Raw genomic sequence first — 25,903 nt, forward strand, 5'->3', positions numbered from 1 at the left:
GTAAGGGTTGTTTTTGCTTATTGCCCGTTGAGGGATGTTCATTTCCGAACAGTGGCTGTGCAGGAACGAACAGTTTTTAATGTAATAGCAGTAATTGCTATTTCAATTGTTTATTAGGGTACATGTAAGATTATATTCATTATTTTAGTGAAAAGTTAAGGTATATTGAATCAGTAGTTTTGAATAAAAATCACGATGTCAGTAAAAATCAATCGCCAAACACAGCAGAAACTTCAACAATTATTGGTCATTATCCTGACCTGGATGATGGCTGGGGTGGTAATTGCCATTTTTGAAGATCTTGTGCTGCATACCCGAAATTCTTTAGGGCCAGCGCCTGGTTATACCTTAATTTCTTCAATTGTACTAAATGCAGTTATTGGCTTGTTTGGGGCACTTTTAGGAGGAAGTTTACTCGTATTCTTTGTAAATGTAAAATATAACGATAAGCCTTATGGTTATACCCTCTTAATTGTAGCCGGATCGTTTTTAGGCGTTATTTTGATTGTGAACGAGATACTGAGCCTCTATGAACTGGGCGACTCGAAAAGATTTTTAAAAAACGGATTGGTGTGGGCCCTTGTGGTTTCCATAACGCAGTTGCTGCTGCAGATAAACAGTAAGTTTGGACAAGGTATTTTCTGGGATATTATCAGTGGAAAATACAATACACCCAAAGAAGAATCACGGATTTTTATGTTTCTCGACTTAAATTCATCAACCTCCATTGCCGAAAGCCTCGGAGATAAAAAGTACCACGAATTATTAAAAGATATCTTTATCGATATTACCAATCCTATTTTAGAAAATAGGGGAGAAATATATCAATATGTGGGCGACGAAGTGGTAATTGCCTGGCGCTATGATGAAGGATTAAGAAACAATAAATGCATCAATTGTTTTTTTGATATCAAAGCGCATCTGTTACTTCTGAGGGATAAGTACATTGGAAAGTATGGTTTAATACCTGCTTTTAAAGCAGGTATTCATTGCGGAAAGATTATAGCAGGTGAAGTGGGGATTATAAAACGAGATATCACCTACTCTGGAGATGTACTGAATACCACTTCAAGAATCCAGAATATGTGTAAGGAGTTTAACCAGGAGATGCTGGTATCGATAGCACTAATTGAAGAACTTCAGTTAACAGACCATTATACCACGCAGATGTTGGGTGCAATTAAGCTCCGCGGAAAGGAAAAAGAAATGCAGCTCGTGGCTGTAAAGCCTGTTTAATACAGGCCAAACTTAAAATTGTAAATCCTATTAATTACTCACGCCATCCATACTGTAATAATTTCTTTACGGAAGAAGCAGGACAGAGCAGGTTGCTTATTCTTATTAATTATGATAGATTGGCTTGATTAACCAATTATAAACCCCTATATGTTTTGTTCCTGTTTGGAGCAATGATATAGTTTAAGCCATCCAATATGTTTGTTTCTGCTAATCCGATTAAAATTTCAGGATTTAAAATGCTGTTCTTTTGTACTGCGTTATGTGCCGGTGCACCTGCTTTTGCTCAATATGTAGAACATAAAGGCAATGATGTTACCTCGCCGCTGCATCTGTTAAAACCGGCCTATGTTACACCTTATGGTGAAACAAAAATGGCGGATGTTAAAGTATCGCTGGATCGCGTTTTTAATTACCTGGATAAAACGACCCCTTTCGAACTGAAAGATAAGGTTTCTGGAAAAGTGGTTTCGGATTTAAAAAAAGCAGATTCCAATTCGATATTTAAACCCGGAGACTACCGTTTAACGAGTTACGAATGGGGTGTTACTTATACGGGTATGCTGGAGGCTGCTACCGCCACGGGAGATCAAAAATTTAAAGATTATACCCTTAAGCGGGTTAATTTTTTGGCAAATGTTGTTTCTGCGTATCAAAAATATTTACAAACAAATAAAGGGGCCGTAACGCCTGTTCGTTCAGTAATAGATCCACATGCACTGGATGATGCAGGTTCTATTGCTGCTGCAATGATTAAGGCGCAGCGAACAGGAGAAGTGAAAGCCGATCTCCGTCCGGTTATCGATCATTATTTAAATTACATCATGACCAAAGAGTTCCGTTTAAAAGATGGTACTCTGGCCAGGAACAGGCCACAGCCCAATACACTATGGCTTGATGATCTCTACATGAGCCTGCCGGCAATGGCCCAGATGGGTGTATTAACTGGTGAGACCAAATATTTTAACGAAGCGGTGAAGCAATACAGGCTATTTGCCGAACGGATGTTTAACCCAGAAAAAGGATTATATATGCATGGCTGGGTTCAGGATATGGATCCCCATCCGCAGTTTCATTGGGCGCGGGCCAACGGTTGGGCACTTATGACCAAAATAGAACTGCTGGATGCCTTGCCTGTAAACCATCCAGGTAGACCCTATATCTTACAAATGTTAAAAGCACATGTAAAAGGTTTGGCAGCTTTGCAGGATGGAACAGGTTTTTGGCATCAGCTTTTAGATCGTAACGATTCTTATTTAGAAACATCAGCTACCGCGATTTATAATTATTGCATTGCCCGTGCAGTAAACAAAGGCTGGCTTGATGCCAAAGCCTATGGCCCTATGGCGCTGTTGGCCTGGAATGCGGTGAGTACTAAAATAAATGCAAACGGTCAGATAGAAGGTACTTGTGTGGGTACAGGCATGGGTTTCGATCCTGCGTTTTACTATTACAGGCCTATAAATGTTTTTGCTGCACATAGTTATGGCCCGGTGCTTTTGGCAGGAGCAGAAACTTATCGTTTGTTACAAGAGCATCCTTTCGTAATAAACGATAGTTCAGTTCAGATGTATAAATAATCTACGCTGCTTTTAACCAAAATAACGATGAAATATACATCCTGTTCATTTCTCATTGCCGCTTTTACCTGCATTTTAGTACTTAATCATCAGCCCGGTTACGCACAGATTGGTAAACGTTTTCCTTCAGAAAGAAAAGTGCTTAAGGATCCCGTTACGGGGGCTGTACTTACTTTTCTAACCAGCACGCCTGCAGGAGATTCGAAGATTTATCAGACGCATAACCAGTGGACTGCTGATGGACAGTGGTTGATATTCCGATCGGGCAGGGTTAAAGGAGAAGCAATGGCCGTAAATGAGACAACAGGAGATCTTGTTCAGGTTACCGAAGGTGGCTACACCGGAATGTTGAATGTGTCCAGAAAATCGATGAAACTATATTTCATGCGGAATATTGATACGGGCAAACGCTTAGGAGGCGCAGTAAAAATTATAGAAGTAAATCTGGCTAAGGTATTTGCCGATAGTAGATCTGGTAAAATGAAACCTGTGTCAGCTTATGAACGTGTTTGTGGAACTACACCCGAAAAAATTGGTGCAGGTGGCGATATGGCGCTCGATGGCGATGAAAACTGGGCTTATTTCAGGGTGGGCAAAGAAGAAGCGGCTAAACATCTTGCGGCAGGAACTAAACCCGAACCAAACTTTGGACCGCGGAAAATGGGTGCCGGCCCTTCGGGTATTGCAGGGATGAATATTCATACCGGCGAAATTAAGTATGTAGTATCCGTTCCTTTTCAGATAGGCCATATACAAACCAACCCTTGGCTTGCAGGCGAAATTGTTTTCTGCTGGGAAACCGGTGGGAAATCGCCACAACGAACCTGGACGGTATTGGCTGATGGAACAGGATTGCGGCCATTATACCCAGAGGCCGATTATGAATGGGTTACCCACGAAGCTGTTATTTCGCGTGATGAAGTGGCTATGGCCATTATGGGGCACAGGCCTGTACCTGGCACAAATGCTGTAGCTGCACCACAAACAGATGTAAATGGCGCCAATCCCGGGCAAGAAAATGCCTGGGGACCGTCAGGTACCCGCGAAAAACCTACCGGGCTAGCCATTGTAAATTTAAGAACAAGGGAAATGAGAATCGAAGGACAAACGCCTACGGGTAGCGGGCTTTGGCATGTAAGTGGTTCGCCAGATGGCAAGTGGGCCGTTGGCGACGATTTTTCGAGGAGTATTTACCTCATTAACAGGAAAACACACGAAATGAAACTGCTCTCAGCAGGGCATAAACAAACAGCGGCAGATCATCCGCATCCTACCATGAGCCCTGATGGTAAAAAAATCGAAATCCAATCAGCGATGTTGTCCGAAGATAACCGATCCATGAACATCTGTGTAATTTCTATCCCAGAAGGATGGATGAATAGCAAATAGCTTTAAACCAAACAACACGACAGCTACTGCTAATTGCAGGATAGCCCTCATATTTTGTCTTATTTCTTGTACTGTTAATGTTTTTTTTGATCAGTAATGCTATTGTTTAATTTTTTTTAAAGGCATTAAGGCTTACTTAAAACGATTTACTTACGCTGAAGATAGATATTCTCTTTTTATGATAATATTTTATAGTAAGAAGACAGGATAGTACAGGATGGGGATTTTGTTCTTCCTTTTTATATTTAAGAAATAATTCACTAACCAAATAACTTTTTAACCAACTATTTAATTAACGAACGTTAATACGATTCTATGCAGTAAAAATCTACTCACCCTTTTAAGTCAGTTTTCGCATTTTTAATTTCTAATTGATTTAGATCCATAGCTTTTTATTGCCCAGTATTTTAATGGCCGTTTATCCAATGAAATTGCTATGAGTAAAGTTTTACAAAAATTTTTAATCGTCAATTTGACGATTATATTCATTCTCAGCGCTTGCCGGAAAAAAGAATTTGATGAGTTCTATGGCCGTCCTGAAACATTAGCCGATCCAATTTATCAACAACTTCAGGCCAAAGGGAATTTTACCAGATTTTTAGATTGTATAGATAAATCTGGCTATAAAGAAACCTTAAGTAAAGCAGGTTCGTGGACGGTTTTTGCACCAACAGATGCGGCTTTTACCACCTATATGTCTGAAAATAACTTAACCGAGATAAATGCCACCCTGGCTTCGGCAATTGTACGTTATTCTATGACCTATGATGGAGAAAAAGTAGAACGTTTAAGCGATAATTTAACGGCAAAGGGTTTCGTTAAAAATGTTGGTTTTAGACGACGTACCGTTTATTACGATTTTGTTTACGATGGCGTAGATAACGACGGTAAAGCGATAAAGGTAATTGCGGGTAACCGAAACGGAACTTATTTGCCAACCGATTTTAACAATAAAAATCTGCCCTATTTTCTAAGCCCCTTCGTCACTTTTGCAGGTATTAGTGCTTTAGATTATAATTATTTTTATCCAAATACCGAGTATACCGGGAAAAATGTTGGCCCTGGGAAAATTATCGAGCAAGATATTGTGGCCGAAAATGGCGTAATCCATATCGTAGATAAGGTGCTTACCCCTCCTCAAAGTATCGATCAGTATATAGGTGCTAAAACGCAATATGGTGCTTTCAAATCTCTTTTGGATAAATATGTAAGCTATAATTTAAATACCGACATTACCCACCGTTACCAGGTTTTAACGGGTAAAAGCGATAACGTTTACGCTAAAAACTATAGCATGTTACTTGGTTTTTCGCCTAACAACGAAAATTACCTGAAAGAAGATGCCAACGATGCGCAGATTGGTATGTACACCATTTTTGCACCGACAGATGATGCGGTTGAGGCCTATGCAAAGGTGCTGTTAAAATATTATGCAAAAAACAGGTTGCAGCCCGGAAACTATAAAGCACAGCTGAACGAACTGTTTTCTTTAAGGTCCGATATCATCAGGGATTTTATCAATTCCCACCTATACAGAACTACCGTATGGCCAAGCAAGTTTAGTACCGTTAACAGCTTTTTGGGCGAAGCTACGAAACTTACGCCTGCTAACGTGGTAGATAAACAATTTTTAAGTAATGGATTGTTTTATGGCGTAAACGCGGCCCAAAATGCCAATGTATTTTCAACCGTGTATGGGAAGGTAAATTTAGATCCTACCTATTACATTATGAAACAGGCGCTTGATGTATTGGGTTATGCTATTCCGATTAAAACAGCCTCTTTAAAATACATTGTTATTCCCATTCCTGATGCCACCCTGGTAAGTTTAGGGTTTTCATACGATCCCTTTTATCCTTCCTCTCCAATTAGGGGAGACCTCAATATTTTAAGGCGACTCTTGCAAACGCATATTATCCCACTGGGCGACCGTGCAGTACCAAATTTTGCTACAACAGCTGGTATTTTAGAAACTTCGGGTGGTGAATACATTAAGTACAACAATGGTTTTTTCTCTTCAGCTGGCACAGAAGATTTACCAGCAGTTGCTGATAAAAGTATTAAGATCGATTCGGTTGCCACAGCTGTTAATGGAGCTGATGCCTATGCTGCCAAAGTACTGATGTATACGGTACTTCCGGTAAGCAAGCATATCGAAAAATATGGTACGCTAACAACCGATCCTTATTATTCTTTCTTTCAGTACCTTAAAAATAACGTTACGCTTTATACGGCTGCTACAGGTGCAATTCAAGGGGTTACCGATGGAAGTTCTTACACCGTTTTTATTCCTACAAATGCGGCTATACAAGCTGCGGTAACCGCAGGATTATTGCCAAAACTAGCCAACGGAGCACCGAATTATGCGCCAACAGATGCCGGAGATATTAGCAAGGTGGCCAAATTTATCCAATACCATATTATTAAAAGCACGGTAGCAAGCGACGGACAGAAAACAGGTTCTTTTGAAAGTTTGCTTAAAAACGATTCGGGAGATGCAGCCAAGGTTACTGTATTTACCAATACCACCAATACACTCACGCTAAGAGATGTAACCAATACTTCTGTAAATGTTTTGCTCGGTACAACCGATAGAAGCAACGTATTATCTAACAGAACGGTGATTCACCAAATCAATTCTTATTTAAAATATCAATTCTAAACCGAGATGACTAAAAGATATAATTATAGTTTTTTTATTTTACTATGCTGTTTGTTGGTATCATCACTAGGCTATGCACAACAAATTAACTATGTAAAGGGTAAGGTAATTGATAAAAAAGATAAGCAGCCCATTATTGGTGCATCTGTTGTAATTGTTGATAAAGATAAAAGGGTAATTAAAGGCGTTTCGACAGATATTGATGGAAACTATTCTTTGCCGGTAGCAGATAAAACCTACAGAATATCGGTCTCATATATTGGTTATAGGTCTTCGGCACCTGTTAATATCGATAAGCCTGTTATTAATTTTCAGTTGGAACCTTCTGAAAATCAAATGGATGAAGTTCAGATTGTTTCGAGGGCAAAAACGAACAATGGAAGTGGAATGACGATTGATAAACGCGATCAGACTTCGGCTACCGTTACCATCGATGCCAAAGAACTAGAAGATCTCCAATCAGCATCAATTGATCAGGCCTTGCAAGGCCGCATGGCAGGGGTTGATATTACCGCCAGTACAGGCGACCCGGGCGCGCCGATGCAGATCCGTATCCGTGGTACATCTTCTATTAATGGTGCTACCGATCCGCTAATTGTATTGGATGGTATGCCTTACGACATTACCATTCCTTCTGATTTTAACTTTGCCACCTCTGATGAGAACAATTATGGTCAGTTATTAAATATTGCCCCATCCGATATTAAAGAAATCAGTGTGCTAAAAGATGCCGCGGCTACAGCGGTTTGGGGATCGAGAGCAGCAAACGGTGTATTGATTATTACCACTAAAAGAGGTTCAATTGGTCCGCCAGCTATTTCCTATAATTTTAAAGGTTCGTATTCTAAACAGCCAAGTCCGATCCCGATGTTGGATGGTAACCAGTATTCGTCACTTGTTTTGGAAGAATATTATAATGCGGGCCGTCAGTTTTCTACTTCAGAATTTGCAAAGCAATTTCAATATGATCCGAACGATCCCTATAATTACTATAATTATAGCAACAATACCGATTGGTTATCGGCCATAACGAGGGTAGGGTACCTTCAAGATCATAACCTATCTATTTCCGGTGGTGGCGAAAAAGCCAGATATCGTGCTTCGATAAATTATTTTAACCAAACAGGTACTACCATTGGCACCGATTTAAACCGTGTTTCGGCAAGGGTTAACTTAGATTATATGGTGTCGAACAAAATCAGGTTCAGTTCTGATATTTCTTATACACACATCGATCAGAATGGACTTTTTACGCAGAATGTTAGAGATGTAGCTTATACCAAAATGCCTAACCAGAGCATTTACGAGTACGATGAGTATGGGAATTTAACTTCAAATTTTTTCAGCCCTGCGGCAACCGCACAAGGCGCTTTCTTCTATAATTTTGATAATAAAAGAGTAACCGGAACTTTTAACCCTTTAGCGATGGCATCAGCAGGTAGCAACCATCAATTGGGAGAACGGATTACACCAAAATTTAGTTTACAGTACGAAATCTTGCCAAGTGTGTTACGCCTTAATGGAAGTTTTATGGTAAATATTAACAATACCAAAGTAAAAACCTTCCTTCCACAGATTGCAACAGGCCGCCCTTATACCGAATCGGTTGTCAATACAGCTTCAGATGCTGATGGCGATTCATTCACCATGAACACCAGTATGACCTTGGCTTATACGCCTAAACTGAACGATAAACACGATATTGTTGGCTTTTTGCGCTTTGATAGTGAAGATAGCCGCAGAACCGGGCAGTACCTGTTTTCTACCAATACCGCATCATCATATTTATCCGACCCATCTGTTGATAGCCGAACCAATTACACAGGTTCTGCAAGCTCATCTTTAGGGCAAACCAGGTCAGTTGGTTTATTGGCGAATGTTCAATATAAATTTTTAGACCGTTATATCATTAATGGTAGTATCAGGGGCGATGGTAATTCCAGGTTTGGTGCTGCTAACCGATATGGTATTTTTCCTTCAGTTTCTGGCCGTTGGCGGATATCTGGTGAACCTTTTATGAAAAAGGCCAATAAATATGTAGATGATTTTAGTTTAAGGGCCAGCTACGGTAAAAGTGGTAATGTGCCGCGTTACGATTATTCTTATTTCAATATTTATCAGAATTACGGTTTTAGTTATTTGGATAATGCAGGGGTGTATTCTACCAATATGGAATTAACCGATTTAAGGTGGGAAACTGTTACTCAATCCAACCTCGGCATTACCTTAAACCTCTTTAAAAACTTAAATATCGATTTCGATTTATACCGTAAACGTACTACCGATCTGTTTTATCCAGGCTTACAGGTAGCGAGTTATAACGGTTATGGAGGGGTTGATATGAACGTGGGTACTATGGATAACCAGGGATGGGAAGTAAACCTGAATGCTACTGTGATCAAAAAGAAAAAGATAAGACTAGATCTTGCTTTCAATATTGCGCACAACGAAAACGTAATCCGCGAGGTTTCGCCATTATACCCCAGAGAAAATAAAGGTAGGGTAACCAGCAACAATGTGTATAAAGTATTTGTGCAGGAAAATAATCCTTTCGGGTCGTTTTACGGTTTCAAGTTTAAAGGTGTATATCCTGATAAAAATGCAACAGTTGCACTGGATGAGAACGGAAACCAGATTGTTGGACCTAACGGCGATAAAATTTATATGCGTTTTGCCTATCCATCCATCGATTATGTTTTCCAGCCTGGCGATGCCATGTATGAAGATATCAACCATGATGGAAACATCGATTATAAAGATATTGTGTACCTCGGTAATGGTAACCCGAAATTAACAGGAGGATTTGGATCTAACCTAACCATCAACGGAAACCTTCGTTTAGGTTTTAACTTTACTTTCCGTACCGGATACGATATTATCAATGGTACTAAAATTAACACCACCAATATGTACGGTTTTAATAACCAAAGTACAGCGGTATTGCGCAGGTGGAAAAAAGAGGGCGATGTTACCGACATGCCGAGAGCCATGTACGGTACAGGTTATAACTTTTTAGGTTCCGACCGCTATATTGAAGACGGATCATTTTTAAGATTGAGCTCGGTGGTGTTAAAGTACGATTTTGGCAAAACCTTTATGAAGAGGTTGGGTATGAAATCGCTTACCACCAATCTAACCGTTCAGAATATCTTAACATTCACTAAATATACTGGTCAGGACCCAGAGGTGCCAATTAAGTTAAATGGGTCGAACACGGTGATAGATAATTCCACCACGCCGCCAATTAAAACAATAACTTTTGGTTTAACTGCTAACTTTTAATTCAAAACTGATGAAAAATATTTTATATAGCACTTGTTTATTGATGATGCTGGTGATGAGCAGCTCCTGCAACAAATGGCTCGATCTTCAACCTCGAGATGGGATTACCAGACAGGAATTCTGGAAAACGAAAGAAGATGTTTTAGCAGCAGTTTCTGGTTGTTATACCTCTTTACTGGCGCCTCCTCCGGGTATTGGCGATAAATCTTTATTGGAGTACATGTTTATGTATGGCGAGCTTAGGGCAGATATGATTGCAGCCGGGCCTAGTATTACAACAGAAGAAACGGATATTATCAATGTAAATATTACCCAGGATAATACAACAGCAAGATGGGCAGCATTTTACCGAACCATTAACTATTGCAATACGGTACTCGATTTTGCGCCTGGTGTTAAAGCTACCGATCCCACTTTTACCGATGCTGCATTGAACGGTTATGTGGCCGAAGCGCTTACATTAAGAAGTCTCATGTATTTTTACCTGTTGCGCACTTTTAGAGATGTACCCTTAAAATTAACAGCCACGGTAAAAGATACCGATTTACAGGATCTGCCGAAAACCAAACAGGCCGATATTTTAAAACAGATTGTTGCCGACTTAAAAAAAGCAGAGCAGGGCGCGGTTACCACTTATGGTAGCACAAGATTTGATAAGGGTAGAGTGACCAAATTTACCGTAAATGCGTTGCTGGCCGATGTGTACCTGTGGATGGAAGATTATCCGAACTGTATTACCGAGTGTAATAAAATCATCAACTCGCAAAGATTTGCCCTGGTTGGTGCAGGTTCTGGCTGGTACAATAATGTGTTTTTTAAAGGCTCATCCATCGAAACCATATTTGAATTTGACCAGGCGATTGAAAACCCATTTTATACTTTATTGGTAAATACAAGACGACGTTTTATAGGTTCCCCGTTTTTGAGTACCGAAATCTTTATTCCAGATGATGTTGATCCGGATAATAACTATGATATCAGACCTGGCTCTTATTATAATGCGGCCTTTACCATTCAAAAGTATGGTACGGAAAATCCTTCTTACGTAAAATGGCAGGCATACCGTTATTCAGATATCATGATGATTAAAGCCGAAGCTTTGGCCTTAACCGGAGGTGGTGTAGAAGCTTTGGCATTGGTTGATGAACTGAGATTAAGACGGAATGCTGTAAATGCTACAAAAGTTACTGTAGATCCTTCAGAAACTGAAGCTTTGTGCGATTATATTTTGGCCGAACGTGCCAGAGAATTTGCTTTTGAAGGCAAAAGATGGTTCGACCTTTTACGCCATGCCAAGCGCAATAACTATAGCCGTATTGATATTCTGTTAGATCTTGCAGCTAAAACAGTATCGCCTACGCTTCAACAATCGGCCATTACCAAATTTAGAGATCCCAATAGCCATTACCTGCCGATTTATCAGAGCGAGTTATTTACAGATCCTAATCTTGTACAAAATCCATTTTACACTAAATAGAATAAGTGATATGAAAGTGAAATTAGACATCCGAAACATTACCTATTTGGTTATACTCAGCGCATTTATAATTTTCGTGATTAATGCCTGTAAAAGAGAAAGTTTAACATTAAGTACTACTGATGATGTAAACATTACCGGATTTTTGGAGAAAAATCCTGAAAAATTTTCTTTGTTTACCCAAATTTTAGAAAGATCGGGTACAAAAGGTTATTTGGCCGCATATGGTAAATACACCATGTTTACGCCTGATAATAATGCAGTTAACGATTGGTTGAAAAGTTTAAATAAAACAGCAGTAGACCAATTATCAGCTGCAGAACTGAAAGACGTTGTTCGTTTCCATGTTTTGCCAGATACTGTTGCTACAGGCAAATTTACCGACGGTAAGTTAACCCAGATCACCCTTTATGGTCAGTATCTGCAAACTGGTGTTACTTTTAAAGATGGTGTAAGTAGTTTTATCATCAACAAACAGGCACTCATTACCCAATCTAATGTAAGGGTAGGTAACGGTATTATCCACGTTATCGACCATGTTTTAATACCATCAACCAAAACATTGGCAGCAAGTATAGAAACGAACAACAGGTATAGTATTTTTACGCAAGCCTTAAAAGAAACCGGATTCTATGATTCGTTGAATTATGTGCAATCGGCTATTCCTGATACTACCCGTCGTTTTCAAACGGTAATTCTCGAATCCGATTCGGCAATACAAGCTGCTGGTTTTAGTAATTATGCGGCCTTAAAAGCCAAACTGTCTAAAACGGGTAATCCCAAAAGCCATACCGATAGTTTGTGGATGTATGTGGCATATCATATTTCTACAGGTGCAAGTTATACACCTGATATTGTTTCTTCACCTTCGTTATCTACTTTGGTGCCTAGTGAAATTGTAACCACAAAATTAGTTGGAACGAAAATCTTATTAAATGATGATGAGTTTAATGGTGTGATTGAGCCCGGAGTAGAAGTAAACAGAACTTTCAGTAATGTTACTACATCCAATGGGGTTTTACACGAATCGAAAGGTTTTTACAAAATTAAACCGAGGGTGCCTACGGGGGTTTTCTTCGATATAGGCGATCAACCGGAATTAAAATTATTAGCGGCCTGGCGTGCGCCCGGACAAACCATTCAGCTTTTACAAAACGGAAAATTGATTACCGCAGGTATTAGGCTTGATGCTTACCGGTCAAATACAATTGGTCCTGTTTATGCTGTTTCCTCAACGCCAATCGGCGCATCTGATGGGAGGAGTTATGCCAACAGAGATGTAATTCAATTTAACCCGACCACCAGTAATACCGCACGTTCGATCTGGATGGAAATCAGAACACCTATGCTGGTAAAAGGTAAATACAAAGTTTGGATCTGTTACACCTACAATGGCTCCGGACCGCTTACACAGGTTGGGGTAGATGTAGGCACAACACAAGAGCAGTTATTACCAAATTTGGTCGATTTTGCGCAAACATTAGGCAGTTCTGGTGTACCTACCGCTAATGCTGCTTTGCCTTCTGCAGATGGATTAATGTTAACCAACGGCTTTAAACGCTATATGGCCACAACTGCCGATGTAAGTAATGGTGTAAATGGTTTACAGCCTATCTCACAGAATAACTTATGGTCGGTTATGGTCGGGAAATTGGCCGGGGTAGTAGATATTAAAACAACTGATAAACACTGGGTTAGGTTTACTACGCTGCGTGGTAATGGAAGTGGAATTATGAATATGGATATGATTCATTTTATTCCAATTGATGATGATCAGAACTATCCAAGATTTAGTCCGTCGGGCCTGATTTATAAACGTCCATAACTAATTGAGCCATAGAACTAAAAATATAAGTAATGACTAGAAAATATATAATATACGTTGCCCTGCTCAGTATCGGTACAGTTTTATATTCCTGTAAAGATAGCCTGGAACTTCATAACGAGCTTACCAATGTAGATAACAGTTTAGATCTTGCACAAAAGCTAGATGCCCAGGCGAACCTCAGTATTTTTAACGGTTATGTTAAAACTACGGGCTATGATAAGGTGCTTGCAGGTGCGCAAAATTATACGGTTTGGGCACCAACCAATCAGGCTTTAGCCAGTTTAGATGCAGCAATTGTTTCTGATCCTGCAAAATTAAAAGATTTTGTTGCCAACCATATTGCATTATCTACTTTCCCATTAAACAAAGGGGGCGATACTACAAGGTTGAAACTGCTTAACAATAAGTTTGGTGTTTTTACCAGCACTAAATTTGAAGAAGGCACTGTTTCGGCTGCTGGCCAATTTGTAAAAAATGGGGTATTGTACACCATAGATCAGGCTGTTCCAACCAAACAGAATATTTGGGATTATATGCTCAGCAGTACTGATGGTGCTTTGCAAAAAAACTACATTAATAACCTGTCGATTACCGTTATCGATACCGCAAACGCTACTGTTATTGGTTATAATACATTGGGTAATCCGATTTTTGCACCCAATCCGCCAATGATATCCAGGAATACTTACTGGGTAAATATAGCCGATCTGAGAGACGAAAGTCAGCAATACACTTATTTTATATTGCAGGATGCCGCTTTTACAGCCGAATCGGCAAAACTTTCAACCTATTATCCAAGTGTAAATCCGAATTTGAATGCTTCCTACTTTTTGGTGAAAGATTTAACCGTTAAAGGTGTTTACCCGATTGAAAAATTGCCAGATACACTGATTTCTTTACAGGGCGTAAAAGTGCCGGTCAATAAGGCTAATATTATCCGTTCCTACAGCGCCAGTAACGGGATGGTGCATGTTGTAAATGCGCTGCCTTTCCGTTTAAAGGATAAAATACCCGAATTTAAAATAGAGGGTGAAAAACCACAGTCCATTAGTGCTGCACGTACGCTTTTATACCGAACAAAACTCGATAATTTAGGGAAAACCTTTAACGATATCGAGGTTTATGACCATAAGTATGCCGAATTTGGTGTGTTTTATACAAAAGCCAATTTACCCGTGGTAAAATATAAAGTTTACGCAAGGGCCATTTCTGGTTTGCCCGGCGATCCACAGGTTGCAGCATTTACGCAGCGTTATTTCTTTTTTAACCCTGCCACAGTAAGTTATACTTTGTTTTATACCCATCTGGTAAACCCCTTAACCTATAACGAAACCTACTTAGGAGAATATACGCCGGCACAGTTTGGCAATTTTCAGGTGAGGTTAACCGCTGCAAACAGTACGAATGTAAATGTAAGTACGCTCATATTGGATTATCTCCGCTTCGAACCAGTTTTACCTTAATTATGAATCTTGCTTTCAAAAAAAATACTATGTATAATTTTACAACGATAAAAAAAGTTTGGGGCATATTGCTTTGCTTACTGGTGTTTGGCTTAGCTGCACAGGCACAGGAAGTAGATTCGATGAAAACCGAAACAGATACCACTACCGTAAAAGTAAAGGCCCGCGCAGTTAAGGGCGAAAGAATAAAGGGTGTTGTGCTCGATGGAAATACCAATAAGCCTTTAGTGGGTATTAATATTACAGTTACTGGTTTTAACGCCGCCATTACCGACGAAAAAGGAAGATTTACTGTAGTGGTACCTGATTATAAGGCCAGTATTATTATTTCTGGTAATGGTTTCCAAACCAAGGTACTACCGGTTTACAAAGATAAAGAGATCAGAACTAAACTTTACCCGTTATCATTTACTTCTGTTTACAATGAGGTAGTTACACCAACAGGCACAATTTCTCAGGCAAGGGCAATACCCGCCATCAGTAATGTGAGTTTGCAGGGTAACTGGGCCAGTAATTCTGAAAGTGTAATGAGTTATGTTCAGGGCAGGGCCGCAGGGGTTAAAGTTACCAGGCGCTCAGGAACGCCCGGAGTTGGCGCCGATGTGCTCATCAGAGGGTTTAATTCTTTATATGCTACAAATCAGCCTTTATATGTGGTTGATGGGATGATTTTCGATGCCAATAATTACGGTACATCGCTCATTAAAGGCCATGTTAACAACCCGCTTCAATTTATCGATGTTCGGGATATTGAAAACATCAGTATTATTAAAGATGCGGCTTCGGCAGCAACTTATGGGGTAAAAGCGGCAAATGGAGTCGTATTAATTACCACTAACCGTGCACACGATCTGGCTACCAATATCGATTTTTCTGGTTACGCAGGTTTTAATTTCAAACCTAAAAACTTACCTGTAATGGGAACTTCTGATTATAGGTTATATCTTTCCGATATTTTAAAAAGTCAGGGGTTAAGCAATAGTGCCATTGCCGCAAAACCTTATATGAACGATAGTCCAACCAATCCCGATTATTTTAAATACCATAACGAAACCAATTGGCAGAAGGAGGTGTTAAAAAGCAGTTTCGATCAGAACTATTTTTTAAAGGTAACCGGTGGTGATAATATTGCCAAGTATGCATTGTCTGCTGCTTATGCCAGAGATAGGGGGGTAATTGATAGTACTGATAATTTAAAATACAGCACAAGGTTTAATAGCGATTTAAACCTGACTAAAAAACTACAGGGAAGCACTAGTTTATCGTTTACCTATACCGAACAGCGTTTAAAAGATCAGGGAATTGCTCCTGTAACCAACCCGTTGTTTTTAGCTTTGGTTAAATCGCCTTTTATGGCCAGGAATGAGATAAATTCAACTGGGGCAGTTTCACCGAATTTAGCGGATTATGATACCTTACAGGTGAGTAATCCAAGAGCTTTAATCGAGAAAGGACAAAATTTAAAAAAGGCTTATCGGTTTTATGGAAACATCAATTTCGATTTTACTTTCAACAAAAACTTTAAACTATCTAACCTAAGTGGTGTAACTTACGATAAAACACAGGAAACACTTTTTATTCCAAGAAAAGGGGTAACCAACGATACACTTTCCAACTATGTAGGCGATAGTCGTTTAGGTACACAGGTAGGAAGGTTTTTTAATGTGTTTAACGATCTGCGCTTAACTTACGATCAATCTTTCGGTTCATATAGTAAATTACATGCAATTGTTGGTACACGCTATTCACAGAGCGAAAGCGAACAGGATTATGCGTTGGGTTTTAACTCTGCAACAGATGAATTGATCAGCATTGGGAACAGTAATGCTGCTTTTAGAACATTTGGTGGTGATATTGGGAAATGGCGTACGCTAAACAATTACCTGTCTGCCAATTATAGCTACGCTGATAAATACCTCGTTAATTTTTCGATGGCTGTAGACGGTTCTTCACGTTTTGGTGCAAAGGCCGATCAGGGTTTCTTAAACTTCGATGATGGTTTGAGGATTAATGGAAGCCGTTATGCCGTTTTACCGGCCGTTGGTGCTGCCTGGGTAATCTCTTCCGAGAAATTTATGCGCAATTTACACCGCGTTGACCTTTTGAAATTAAGAATGAGCTATGGTTTGGTTGGAAATGATGATGTAGGGAATTATACCGCCAGAAAATATTATACCTCTCAAAATGTATTGGGCATCAGGGGTATCGTAACCGGCAATTTTGCGAATCCGAATCTACAATGGGAAACCGTTCGCAAGTTTAATACGGGTATTGATGGTTCCTTTTTTAGCGAACGCCTAAGCATCAGTTTAGATTATTGGAGAAACAGCACCAAAAATATGTTAAGCTATCAATTGCTGAGCGTTGTTACGGGTACTGCTTCTTTTATCAATAATAATGGTGGCATGCAGACAAATGGTTTAGATTTAGCCTTAAACGGTCGGATTTTAAATGAAAAATTAAAATGGGATGCAGGTTTAACCATCGGTACATCAACCAATAAAATTACCAGTTTACCTGATGGAAATTCAGTTATAACCAGTTATGCAGGTGGTGCTTATATCAGCCAGATTGGTCAGTCGGCCAATCAGTTTTACGGTTATAAAACCAATGGTGTTTTTGCAACCAATGCAGAGGCCGCTGCCTCAGGTTTATCTAGCCGCAACAGTTTAGGAGCACTGGTGCCATTTACAGGGGGAGATGTAAGGTTTACCGATAGCAATGGCGATAAGATCATTGATGATGCCGACCGCACCGTTATTGGTAATCCTAATCCGGATTTATTTGGAAGCTTTAACAACACCTTCACCTACAAAAACTGGAGTTTAGATGCTTTAATCACCTTTGTTAGTGGTAACGATATTTACAATTATACCAGGGCTCAATTAGAATCAGGAAGCACTTATTACAACCAAACGCCAAATATTGGCAACAGGTGGAGAGGTGATGGACAAGTTACATCGGTACCAAAAGCTACTTATGGCGATCCGGTAGGGAACGCCCGTTTTTCTGACCGCTGGATTGAAGATGGTTCTTACTTACGTTTGCGAACCGTTAATGTAACTTATAATGTACCCTTAAAACTGAAAGCCATTAAGTACGCAAAAATTTACGCTACGGCTAATAACCTGTTTACCGTAACCAATTATTTAGGTTATGATCCTGAATTTAGTAACTCAGGAAGCTTATTTAGCCAGGGTGTAGATACTACACTTGAGCCGCAGTTCAGATCGTTTCAGCTAGGTGTTAGAGTTGGATTATAATTAAGAAAGATATACTCATGAAAATGAACATAAATAAAAAAATTGCATCCCTTTTACTGTTGGGTATTTTATCGGCAGGTTCGTGGTCTTGCAAAAAAATGCTTGATGTACCTACCGAAGATAAATTGGATAGTGTAAATGCTTTTAAAACAGTATCTGATGCAGATGCGGCGGTTATTGGTATTTACGGCCAATTTTTGGGCCTGGAAAAACTGTATGTCCTGCAGAACGAACTGCGTGGCGATCTGGTGGATGTGACCTCCAGATCAAGTGCCGATCTGCAGGAGTTATCATCACATACCGAAACAAAAAACAATCAGTATGTAGACCCAAGACCATATTATCAGGTGATTGTGAATTGTAACGATGTGCTCAAAAACTTTAAAATGATGGTCGATGATCGCCGGATGAGTGTTGATGATTACAACAAACGCTACTCAGATATTGCCACATTAAGGAGCTGGATTTACCTGCATTTAGGTATTCAATATGGCAGCATACCTTATATCACTGATGCGATAGAAACGGTAGATGATTTAAAAAACCTGGCCAATTACCCAAAAACACCATTCGATCAGCTCCTGGATAAATTAATCACCTTTAACGAGAGCCTGCCCTATAAAGAAGCTTATGCTTATCCAACAGGCACATCATTATTGGTAACCATTGATGGGAATTATACTCAAAAACTGTTTGCATCAAAGGCTTTCCTGTTGGGCGATCTTTACCTGTGGAAAGGCAATTATATTAAAGCAGCCGAAAATTATGCCAAGCTGATGAATGCCGAAAATGGCAATGCGAATGATAACTTTAGGTTTAACTTTTACAAAATCAATAACTCTGGTGATGTGGCTTATGCCAATTTAGCCGTTTTGTTTAGTAGAAGTGGGCAAGATGCCAGTAGTTTGATAAATAGTTTAGATGCAGGTTGGCGTGCTATTTTTGCCTTGCCAACCACATCGAACCCATGGAGCACTGAGTGGTTATGGGCCATGCCTTATAATACCGCTTTTAAACCTGTAAACCCAATGATTGATTTGTGTTCGCCACTTAAAAGCTATCAGATAAAACCTTCGCAGGCTATAAAAGACTTGTGGAATAGCCAGGTCACCACTAGCGGCGTTCCTTTCGATCCGAGGAGCAAATTATCCTTCAATGCTTCTGCCATGGGCGATGAAATTACCAAACTAACCGATAATGGCGGTAAGTGGGGCATTTACAGGGCGCCTTTATTGCACCTGCGTTTTTCGGAAGCTGCTAATAGAGACGGACAGACCAAATTGGGCTGGGCATTGCTAAACACGGGGATCAGGAATACCTATTATGTAGGTACCATTACTGCCGGAGCACAGGCCCCTGTTTCAGTAGCTGAATTAAATACGATGATTACCCCTTATCCGCAAACCTCACCTTATTATTTCGATGCCAGAAAAAATAACGATGTTTCGGGTACCTGGTACCGTAATTGTGGCATTAGAGGTAGGGCAGTAGTAAATGCGATCGATGTGAGCTATCAGACGGATATGATAGGCTTAGAAGGCAAATTAATTGATGAGGCCGCATTGGAACTTGCTTTTGAAGGTAACCGCTGGCCTGATTTGGTCCGTATTGCCCGAAGACAGAATAACCCAGCCTTTTTAGCAGATCGGATTTACCAAAAACTGTTAAAAGCAGGCAACCCTAATGCAAGCCTTACCAGGCAAAAATTAATGGATCCGGCCAACTGGTATCTGCCGTTTGATTGGAAATAAAAGGTTGTAATGAAGCTGTATCATAAATGTAATTGTCATCCTGAAGAGTAATTTATTTTATAAATTAATATAAATGACAGGAAATATTAGTGGAGATAAATTACCTCCAAGTGTCGTCATTGCGAGAAGGCTTTTTCAGCCGACGAAGCAATCTTTCTAGCAAGGATGGCTAGCAGGAAAGATTGCTTCGTCGTTCCTTCTCGCAATGACGACCACTCTACTGAACACTGTCAATGGTAGCTTGTCGAAACACCTCAAAGCGTACTTAAGAGGCCCTTCGACAGGCTCTCCACAGGAGTCCTTTGGACAGGATGACAACGATATTTACGTATACAACTTCTTTTTGCGATTAAAAAGTTTCGAGGGCTAAAATCTGTGCCTTGTATGCTGCCGGGAGAATTAAGTTTCTTAACGGTTTGTTCACTTTCAGTTTTCTGCTTATTTTGTATAAAGTAAGTATTGATTTAATTGGTTTTCCTTCCCCCAGTTTAAGCAATTCATTCACTTTAAGTGGAACGATGAGGGCTTGTATTTTTCGCATTAATAAATACCTCATTGCACCCAGGTGTTTTTTGTACTGATCAAAAAGATCATGGGAGAAGCAGCTATAAATTAAATTTTCCTGTAACTGTTGTTCATGCATGGTTTGCCAGGCCGCAAAATGAGGAGGAAGCCCATTTATTTCCATGCGATACCCGACTTTATAAAACGTGGTAAATATTTCCTCCTTTTCTGTTAAAGTAAGCGCTCTTTCCAGTACCTCGAAAGCACGGATGGAATAGTCAATCAGCATAAATAGTACATCTCTATAGGCCCAATCTGGAATTTTAGCATTTCTTCCAGCTTCTACATGCTGATGGATCATGGTAATCTGGTCTATCGCTGCATGGGCATCAGTTACAGTGGAAAAAACGATTTTTTGCGCATAGGCAACGGTAGAAAACAATCTTCCCAATGGATCTTTAGGCAGTTTGCCTGTAAAATACAACCAATCAACAGCTTTATTCAGGCTAAATTCTGCTGCGGCGCCGGCAAAAATAAAAAGAACAACATCTGTATTGCCCCATATTTTCCTTACGATAGAATGTTTATCTACAAAGTCCATAATCCATAATGCTCTTCTAATATTTCAATTTTTTTGATGTTGATGCGGCATAGTATCAGCGGAATAATGCCGATGATGCCAAAAGAACAATCTATTATTTGCCAAAATACAGGAATATGACGGATGTTTCCGGCAATTAAGGCCAATGGAATAATCGCGATACAACAGATGATACCGAATTCGATCACCCATTTGTTTTTGATAGGATCTTTTAATGGGCCGATAAAAAGCACAGCCAGCATAATATGTGCAAAAGCCAGCCAATCGGTACCATAACTTAAAAATGGATAGCGCAGGTTGGTCGCTTTAAGCGCCTGATAAACCGCTCCGATCCAGATTTGAAGACTACTTGGTAAAATTGTACTGTGTTTAAACAGATAGGCCATTTCGGTTTCTAACGGAAAAGCGGTTAAACCGCTTATGGCTAATCCTACAATGATTGTGCAGATGTATGTTTTGGAGTGTAGCCTTAATTTTTGTTCTTCTGTATTCATAGCTTGCTGGTTAAATAATGTTGATTTGCAAGTAATTGTGCAACGTGACGGTGCAGGTCTTTACGATTGTTCGCATTTACATTTACCAGATAAAAAAGCTTCGATCCCGTTGCTCCGGTCCACCTCCAAAATAGCTGATCAATACTTTTAACCGTACCATTGTCGAACCACCAGGCAGCATAAATCCGATCAGTTCCCTTGCTGAGGATGGCAGTGTAAATTTCAGTATTGGCTACTCTTTCTTTTTTAATATGATTAAAGTCATAACCACTGCCTGTCCAACATAGTTTAGGGTCGTGCCCGGGAACATAAAATGCAGCAGGCTTGATATAGATTAAGGCTTCGTTATTTTCGAACTTGGATATTCCTGTTTCCAATTGTTCCTTCTTAAAGCCAGATAATTGAATCTGATTGTTTATAGGCGTCAATTGATCGGCTTTTACAATATTCCGAGCGATAAAAATTAGCAAAGCTATTAAGGAGATATGTAATAACGGAAACCTGATATTATAACTTCCTGACTTGCTTTGAATAGAAATCTGTTTGACCATCGAAAAGCGTTTGATGATAAGTTTAGAAATAAATATTAATGGCAGGATAACATAAATAGATAAGCAGATTAGCCCGATCACATCATGAAAAACGGTACCGGGCATACTTTTAAAAAGTACCAATAACAAGATCCTGAAAAAATTGCTGCAGATGTTTAATCCGATAGTTAGGGAAAACAGCGCTCCAATGACTATAAATGGCAGCTGTTTGCTGGTCCGTTGTTGGTAATATACCAATAAGAATAAACAGATAATTAGCGATATAACAAGCATATTTAAGCCTGCACAGGCCGGATCTACGGCAAAACTATGTTTTTCGAGTTCAATTATATTCCCAACAGCAGTGGCATGCATACCTATTGCATTAAGAAGCCCGGTTACCCTGGTTGTAAGCCATAAGCGAATGGGGAAATCGACAGTGGAGATAAGATATTTAAATACCGGAGAAAGGAGAAAAAGTAAAAACAAAAAGGCTTCGCTTAACTTGCCCAGGCTATTTTCTATAAATAATAATGTTGCAAATAACAACGCAATAAAAAACAGGGTCTTAACTGGTATACAAATAGCTAAAACAATTGTTATAACAGCAGGAATTAAGTACCTTAAAGAGAATTGACCACGTTTAAGGTTACAGATAAATGGCGCAACTAACAGACCAGTATATAAATTTACACCCCAGTTTAAAAAGCCAGGTAGAAACCAAAACAATATAATAAGATACAAGAAACTTATTCCTGCAAGCATAAAGGGAAAAACTGGTTTTTTAAGATTGATAGCTAACATACGATAGTCTTTTTATCTTTCCTTTTAAACAACATACAACTCACAACGATGATGCACAGGGCAAAGAGTGCCCACTCGTGTGGCTCTGGCACGGCACCCGATGATTTCATTGAAGCATTTTTTAAACTGTTTTTGTTCTCCTCAATATTGAAACGATCGTAATCTTTTTGTGTTTCAAGTACGATTAAGCTTGATACAGGCGATACAATGAAAGCTTGCTCTGCCTCTGCAACTAAATCAGGTTTGATGTAATTCTTAGAGAAAAAATCTGGCCCTACTTTTTTCATGATATCATTATAAGCAAATAAGCGTAACAAATGATCAGGTGCATTTTGTGCCTGTACATCATCTACTTTTTTTATCATTAAAGCCGCATCTTCAATTACAACAGTTTGCTCGTTTTCTTGATTCTGAATAAATAAATGATTGGCCATTAATTTATTCAGATCTTCCGTACTTCCAGATGCATAGTTAAATACCCGAAGTTCTTTTAATGCTTTCAAATATGGACTTTCTAAGAATCCCAGGTTAAAAAAATGGATCTGTTTTGGCGCTTTTAAATAATTTATAAGCTCCTTACTAAAATGGCTATCTGCCAGGTCGTTTAGGTTAGGGGTTTGTACCCCTCCCTTCGATACTAGTAGTGTTTTTTCTGGAGCACTAATTTCCTGAACAGGAAACAAGCTAAAAGTATAGTCAGAAAGTTTGTTAAACAGCGCTTCGCGGTTTTGCGGTGTAAGTTTGATCATCTTATGGTCGAAAACATAAACAGGTTTTTCTTGGGCCATTGTGCAAACCGAATCGAATTCTGCTTTACTCCAGCTGCGGTTAATATCCAGATATATGAGATCGGGACTAAATAATTTATATTTTTTATTGTAATTGGCGAGTTGATAATTGCTGCCGGCAAAAGAAAATGCTGCTGTTGACAATGGAGGAGCCAAACATGAAATGCTTGCGTTCAATTGTTGTTTTTCTTCATTTAAATAAACATTCCGATCCGTTTCTTTAAAAGTTTTGGGCAGTTTTAATCCTGTTATATTGCCTGAATAGGTGAGCTGGGTGGTTTCTAAAACGTTGTTGGCCACCGGACCCTCTAAAAATATTGGTTGATAGATCAGCTGCTTTCCTTCTTTACGCATCGGACTGGTTACACCAATCTTAAACATGCGATTTTCTTTAGGTGTGCAAGGAAATACCCGTACTGTGATGGTATTACCCTCTTGCCAATGAACTACAGAAGGATCACGTTGTTCTATACCCACAATGGTATGATAAGCAGAATCTGCTTTGGCTTTTGTAGTCAGCCTCGATTTTTCTTCTTTTCCAGCTATCCATAACGATAATGAAGAAACTACAGAACCCGCTGAAAGATGAAAAGTGTAAATAGCTTCCTGACTGCTCCAGGAAAACTTAGCATTGTTTTTAATCATTAACGTTTTTTCGGTATAAGCCAATCGATATGCCGGAAATAATTTGATGTTATTGATTATACTTATGGTTTCGAGGTGGTCGCCCTCCCATAAACGCTCTTGAGCCTGATGCCTGGCCCCATATAGTGATTTTAAAATATTGATTCTTTCTTTTTCGTTGAGGTTAGTTTTTTTAAACAATAGTGTAGCAATCACTACCAATGGGTCATGTTGTTGTTTCTCCTCAAATGAAATGTTAGGCATCCTTCCCCAAAAAAGATTGTCTATATCCGCTTCGTGATACACCAATCCTATTTTCAATAAACGTTGGGTAACAAAGGTTGGTTCAAGCTGCTGGCTCACTTCGACCCAGGCAGGCAATTTCGAATCATTTAAATGATTTCTATTGATTGTTGAGTTTATTTTTTCACTGGTTTGTTGCCATTTTAACGAGAAAAGGCTTAGTGCGATAAGGGGTAACAGGCAACCTGCAACGACTGGATACCACAATTTTCTATCGGTGCGTATAGCCTTTATAATAAGGGAAATGGTAACAATTGTTAGAAATAATGGAACATAAGTATGAATTGAGATGCCTAAAGCCACTAAACCAATCAAACTGATAACATAGAGCGGAAATAAGTATATTGTGTAATAAATGAAAAGTATTAAGGCTAGCCCGACAAAAAAGAAGAGGACATACCTGGCTTTTTGTAAAAAGATCAATTTAAAGTTCGAGGCAAGGATTAGCGTAATCAGCGACAGGATAATCCATATGGAGCACCATGTTACTGAGCTATCAAATACGTTCATTTCGCGGTTTAGGCTAAATGCGCTAATGAATAATAAAATGAGTAATAAAACCGTATGATGTAATTTTCCTTGGCCCCAATGCCATTTATAATTCGAAAAAAGATGGACGAGTAAACAGATTTGATAAACTGCAGATAGGGCATAGTTAACAAAAAATACACCTGTGCTGTTTTCCTGTTCGATATTAATGGTTAATCCGAAAATAATTGCAGAAATGGCTACCATAATTAATCCACTAAAGTATAGCGGATCCTGTGAGCGTAATTTATTTAATTGATTCATTTTTTTTTTGGATTTTAAAGTGCTTTGTATTTCAAAGTTAATATTGAGAAAAAAAACAGCTTTAGTGCTGTTTTGTAAAGTGCTTTGTATTTCAAAGTAAAAGCTAAAAACTGAATATTCCAAAAAAAATATCAAAGATTTTTGCGAGTGGATTTTTTTTGCTCTTGTATCGGTGTTGGAAATTGAAGATCAGCCAGGCTTAAAATGGCGAAAAGGGCGGTTATTTTACTGTGGCGCTGCACCAGATTATAGTAAGATTTTAAAAAGCAAAAGCGCCAGCATCGCGCTGGCGCTCTTGTTATCATTAACTAAACTAAATCAACGCACTGCTATTGGCAGTTGTTTCATTCGTTAAACAAATATCTATCGCATTGACAATTAAAACGAAGGGGCTTAATAAATACGGAAAATGTCCTGTTGAATAGGTTTCCGCGGAATTTAATTCTGTTAGTAGTAGTAATTATACTTTTTGTCAAAATTTTGTTCTTTTTTTTGGTTCCGGTTAAAGCTTTACTGAAGAGTATTTATATAT

General features: G+C 39.2%; 14 protein-coding genes. 10 read left to right on the plus strand and 4 right to left on the minus strand.

Going from position 1 to position 25,903, the window contains the following annotated elements; all coding sequences use genetic code 11:
- Positions 1 to 195: 195 nt before the first annotated feature.
- The 10 genes from AC1RJ8_RS17165 to AC1RJ8_RS17210 all read left to right on the plus strand — a co-directional run bounded on the left by AC1RJ8_RS17165 (position 196) and on the right by AC1RJ8_RS17210 (position 19,931).
- Positions 196 to 1,236, plus strand: coding sequence for an adenylate/guanylate cyclase domain-containing protein (locus tag AC1RJ8_RS17165; protein WP_492955066.1), 1,041 nt, complete (start codon positions 196 to 198; stop codon positions 1,234 to 1,236).
- A 239-nt stretch (positions 1,237 to 1,475) separates the two neighbouring features.
- Positions 1,476 to 2,816 (plus strand): glycoside hydrolase family 88/105 protein, encoded by a 1,341-nt coding sequence (locus AC1RJ8_RS17170; RefSeq protein ID WP_492955067.1) that lies wholly within the window; start codon positions 1,476 to 1,478, stop codon positions 2,814 to 2,816.
- A 27-nt stretch (positions 2,817 to 2,843) separates the two neighbouring features.
- Positions 2,844 to 4,205 (plus strand): hypothetical protein, encoded by a 1,362-nt coding sequence (locus tag AC1RJ8_RS17175; RefSeq protein ID WP_492955068.1) that lies wholly within the window; start codon positions 2,844 to 2,846, stop codon positions 4,203 to 4,205.
- 472 nt (positions 4,206 to 4,677) lie between these two features.
- The gene (locus AC1RJ8_RS17180; protein ID WP_492955069.1) at positions 4,678 to 6,867 is read left to right on the plus strand and encodes a fasciclin domain-containing protein; all 2,190 of its coding nucleotides are present in this window, start codon (positions 4,678 to 4,680) and stop codon (positions 6,865 to 6,867) included.
- Positions 6,868 to 6,873: 6 nt separating this feature from the next.
- Complete coding sequence (locus AC1RJ8_RS17185) at positions 6,874 to 10,149, plus strand: SusC/RagA family TonB-linked outer membrane protein (RefSeq protein ID WP_492955070.1); 3,276 nt, start codon at positions 6,874 to 6,876, stop codon at positions 10,147 to 10,149.
- Positions 10,150 to 10,159: 10 nt separating this feature from the next.
- A complete protein-coding gene (locus tag AC1RJ8_RS17190; protein ID WP_492955071.1) occupies positions 10,160 to 11,626 on the plus strand; it encodes a RagB/SusD family nutrient uptake outer membrane protein in 1,467 nt (488 codons plus the stop codon).
- Between the two features lie 10 nt (positions 11,627 to 11,636).
- Positions 11,637 to 13,451 carry a fasciclin domain-containing protein gene (locus tag AC1RJ8_RS17195; protein WP_492955072.1) on the plus strand — a complete coding sequence of 605 codons (1,815 nt, stop codon included), beginning with the start codon at positions 11,637 to 11,639 and terminating at the stop codon, positions 13,449 to 13,451.
- Between the two features lie 32 nt (positions 13,452 to 13,483).
- Entirely contained in the window at positions 13,484 to 14,917 is a 1,434-nt protein-coding gene (locus AC1RJ8_RS17200) for a fasciclin domain-containing protein (RefSeq protein WP_492955073.1), read from the plus strand.
- A gap of 29 nt (positions 14,918 to 14,946) precedes the next feature.
- Positions 14,947 to 18,180 carry a SusC/RagA family TonB-linked outer membrane protein gene (locus AC1RJ8_RS17205; RefSeq protein WP_492955074.1) on the plus strand — a complete coding sequence of 1,078 codons (3,234 nt, stop codon included), beginning with the start codon at positions 14,947 to 14,949 and terminating at the stop codon, positions 18,178 to 18,180.
- Between the two features lie 23 nt (positions 18,181 to 18,203).
- Complete coding sequence (locus AC1RJ8_RS17210; protein WP_492955075.1) at positions 18,204 to 19,931, plus strand: RagB/SusD family nutrient uptake outer membrane protein; 1,728 nt, start codon at positions 18,204 to 18,206, stop codon at positions 19,929 to 19,931.
- Positions 19,932 to 20,280: 349 nt separating this feature from the next.
- Here AC1RJ8_RS17210 and AC1RJ8_RS17215 read toward each other — a convergent pair whose 3' ends face one another.
- Genes AC1RJ8_RS17215 through AC1RJ8_RS17230 form a run of 4 tightly spaced genes read right to left on the minus strand, consistent with a single transcriptional unit; the run spans position 20,281 to position 25,371 of the window.
- A complete protein-coding gene (locus tag AC1RJ8_RS17215) occupies positions 20,281 to 21,036 on the minus strand; it encodes an oxygenase MpaB family protein (RefSeq protein ID WP_492956156.1) in 756 nt (251 codons plus the stop codon).
- Positions 21,024 to 21,530 (minus strand): hypothetical protein, encoded by a 507-nt coding sequence (locus tag AC1RJ8_RS17220; protein WP_492956157.1) that lies wholly within the window; start codon positions 21,528 to 21,530, stop codon positions 21,024 to 21,026. Before AC1RJ8_RS17220 ends, AC1RJ8_RS17215 begins: the two co-directional genes overlap by 13 nt.
- Positions 21,527 to 22,864, minus strand: coding sequence for an exosortase N (gene xrtN, locus AC1RJ8_RS17225; protein ID WP_492956158.1), 1,338 nt, complete (start codon positions 22,862 to 22,864; stop codon positions 21,527 to 21,529). Before xrtN ends, AC1RJ8_RS17220 begins: the two co-directional genes overlap by 4 nt.
- Positions 22,858 to 25,371 carry an XrtN system VIT domain-containing protein gene (locus AC1RJ8_RS17230; protein WP_492956159.1) on the minus strand — a complete coding sequence of 838 codons (2,514 nt, stop codon included), beginning with the start codon at positions 25,369 to 25,371 and terminating at the stop codon, positions 22,858 to 22,860. Before AC1RJ8_RS17230 ends, xrtN begins: the two co-directional genes overlap by 7 nt.
- Positions 25,372 to 25,903: the final 532 nt, after the last annotated feature.

The organism is Pedobacter sp. GW822-FHT03F06, from assembly GCF_058801365.1.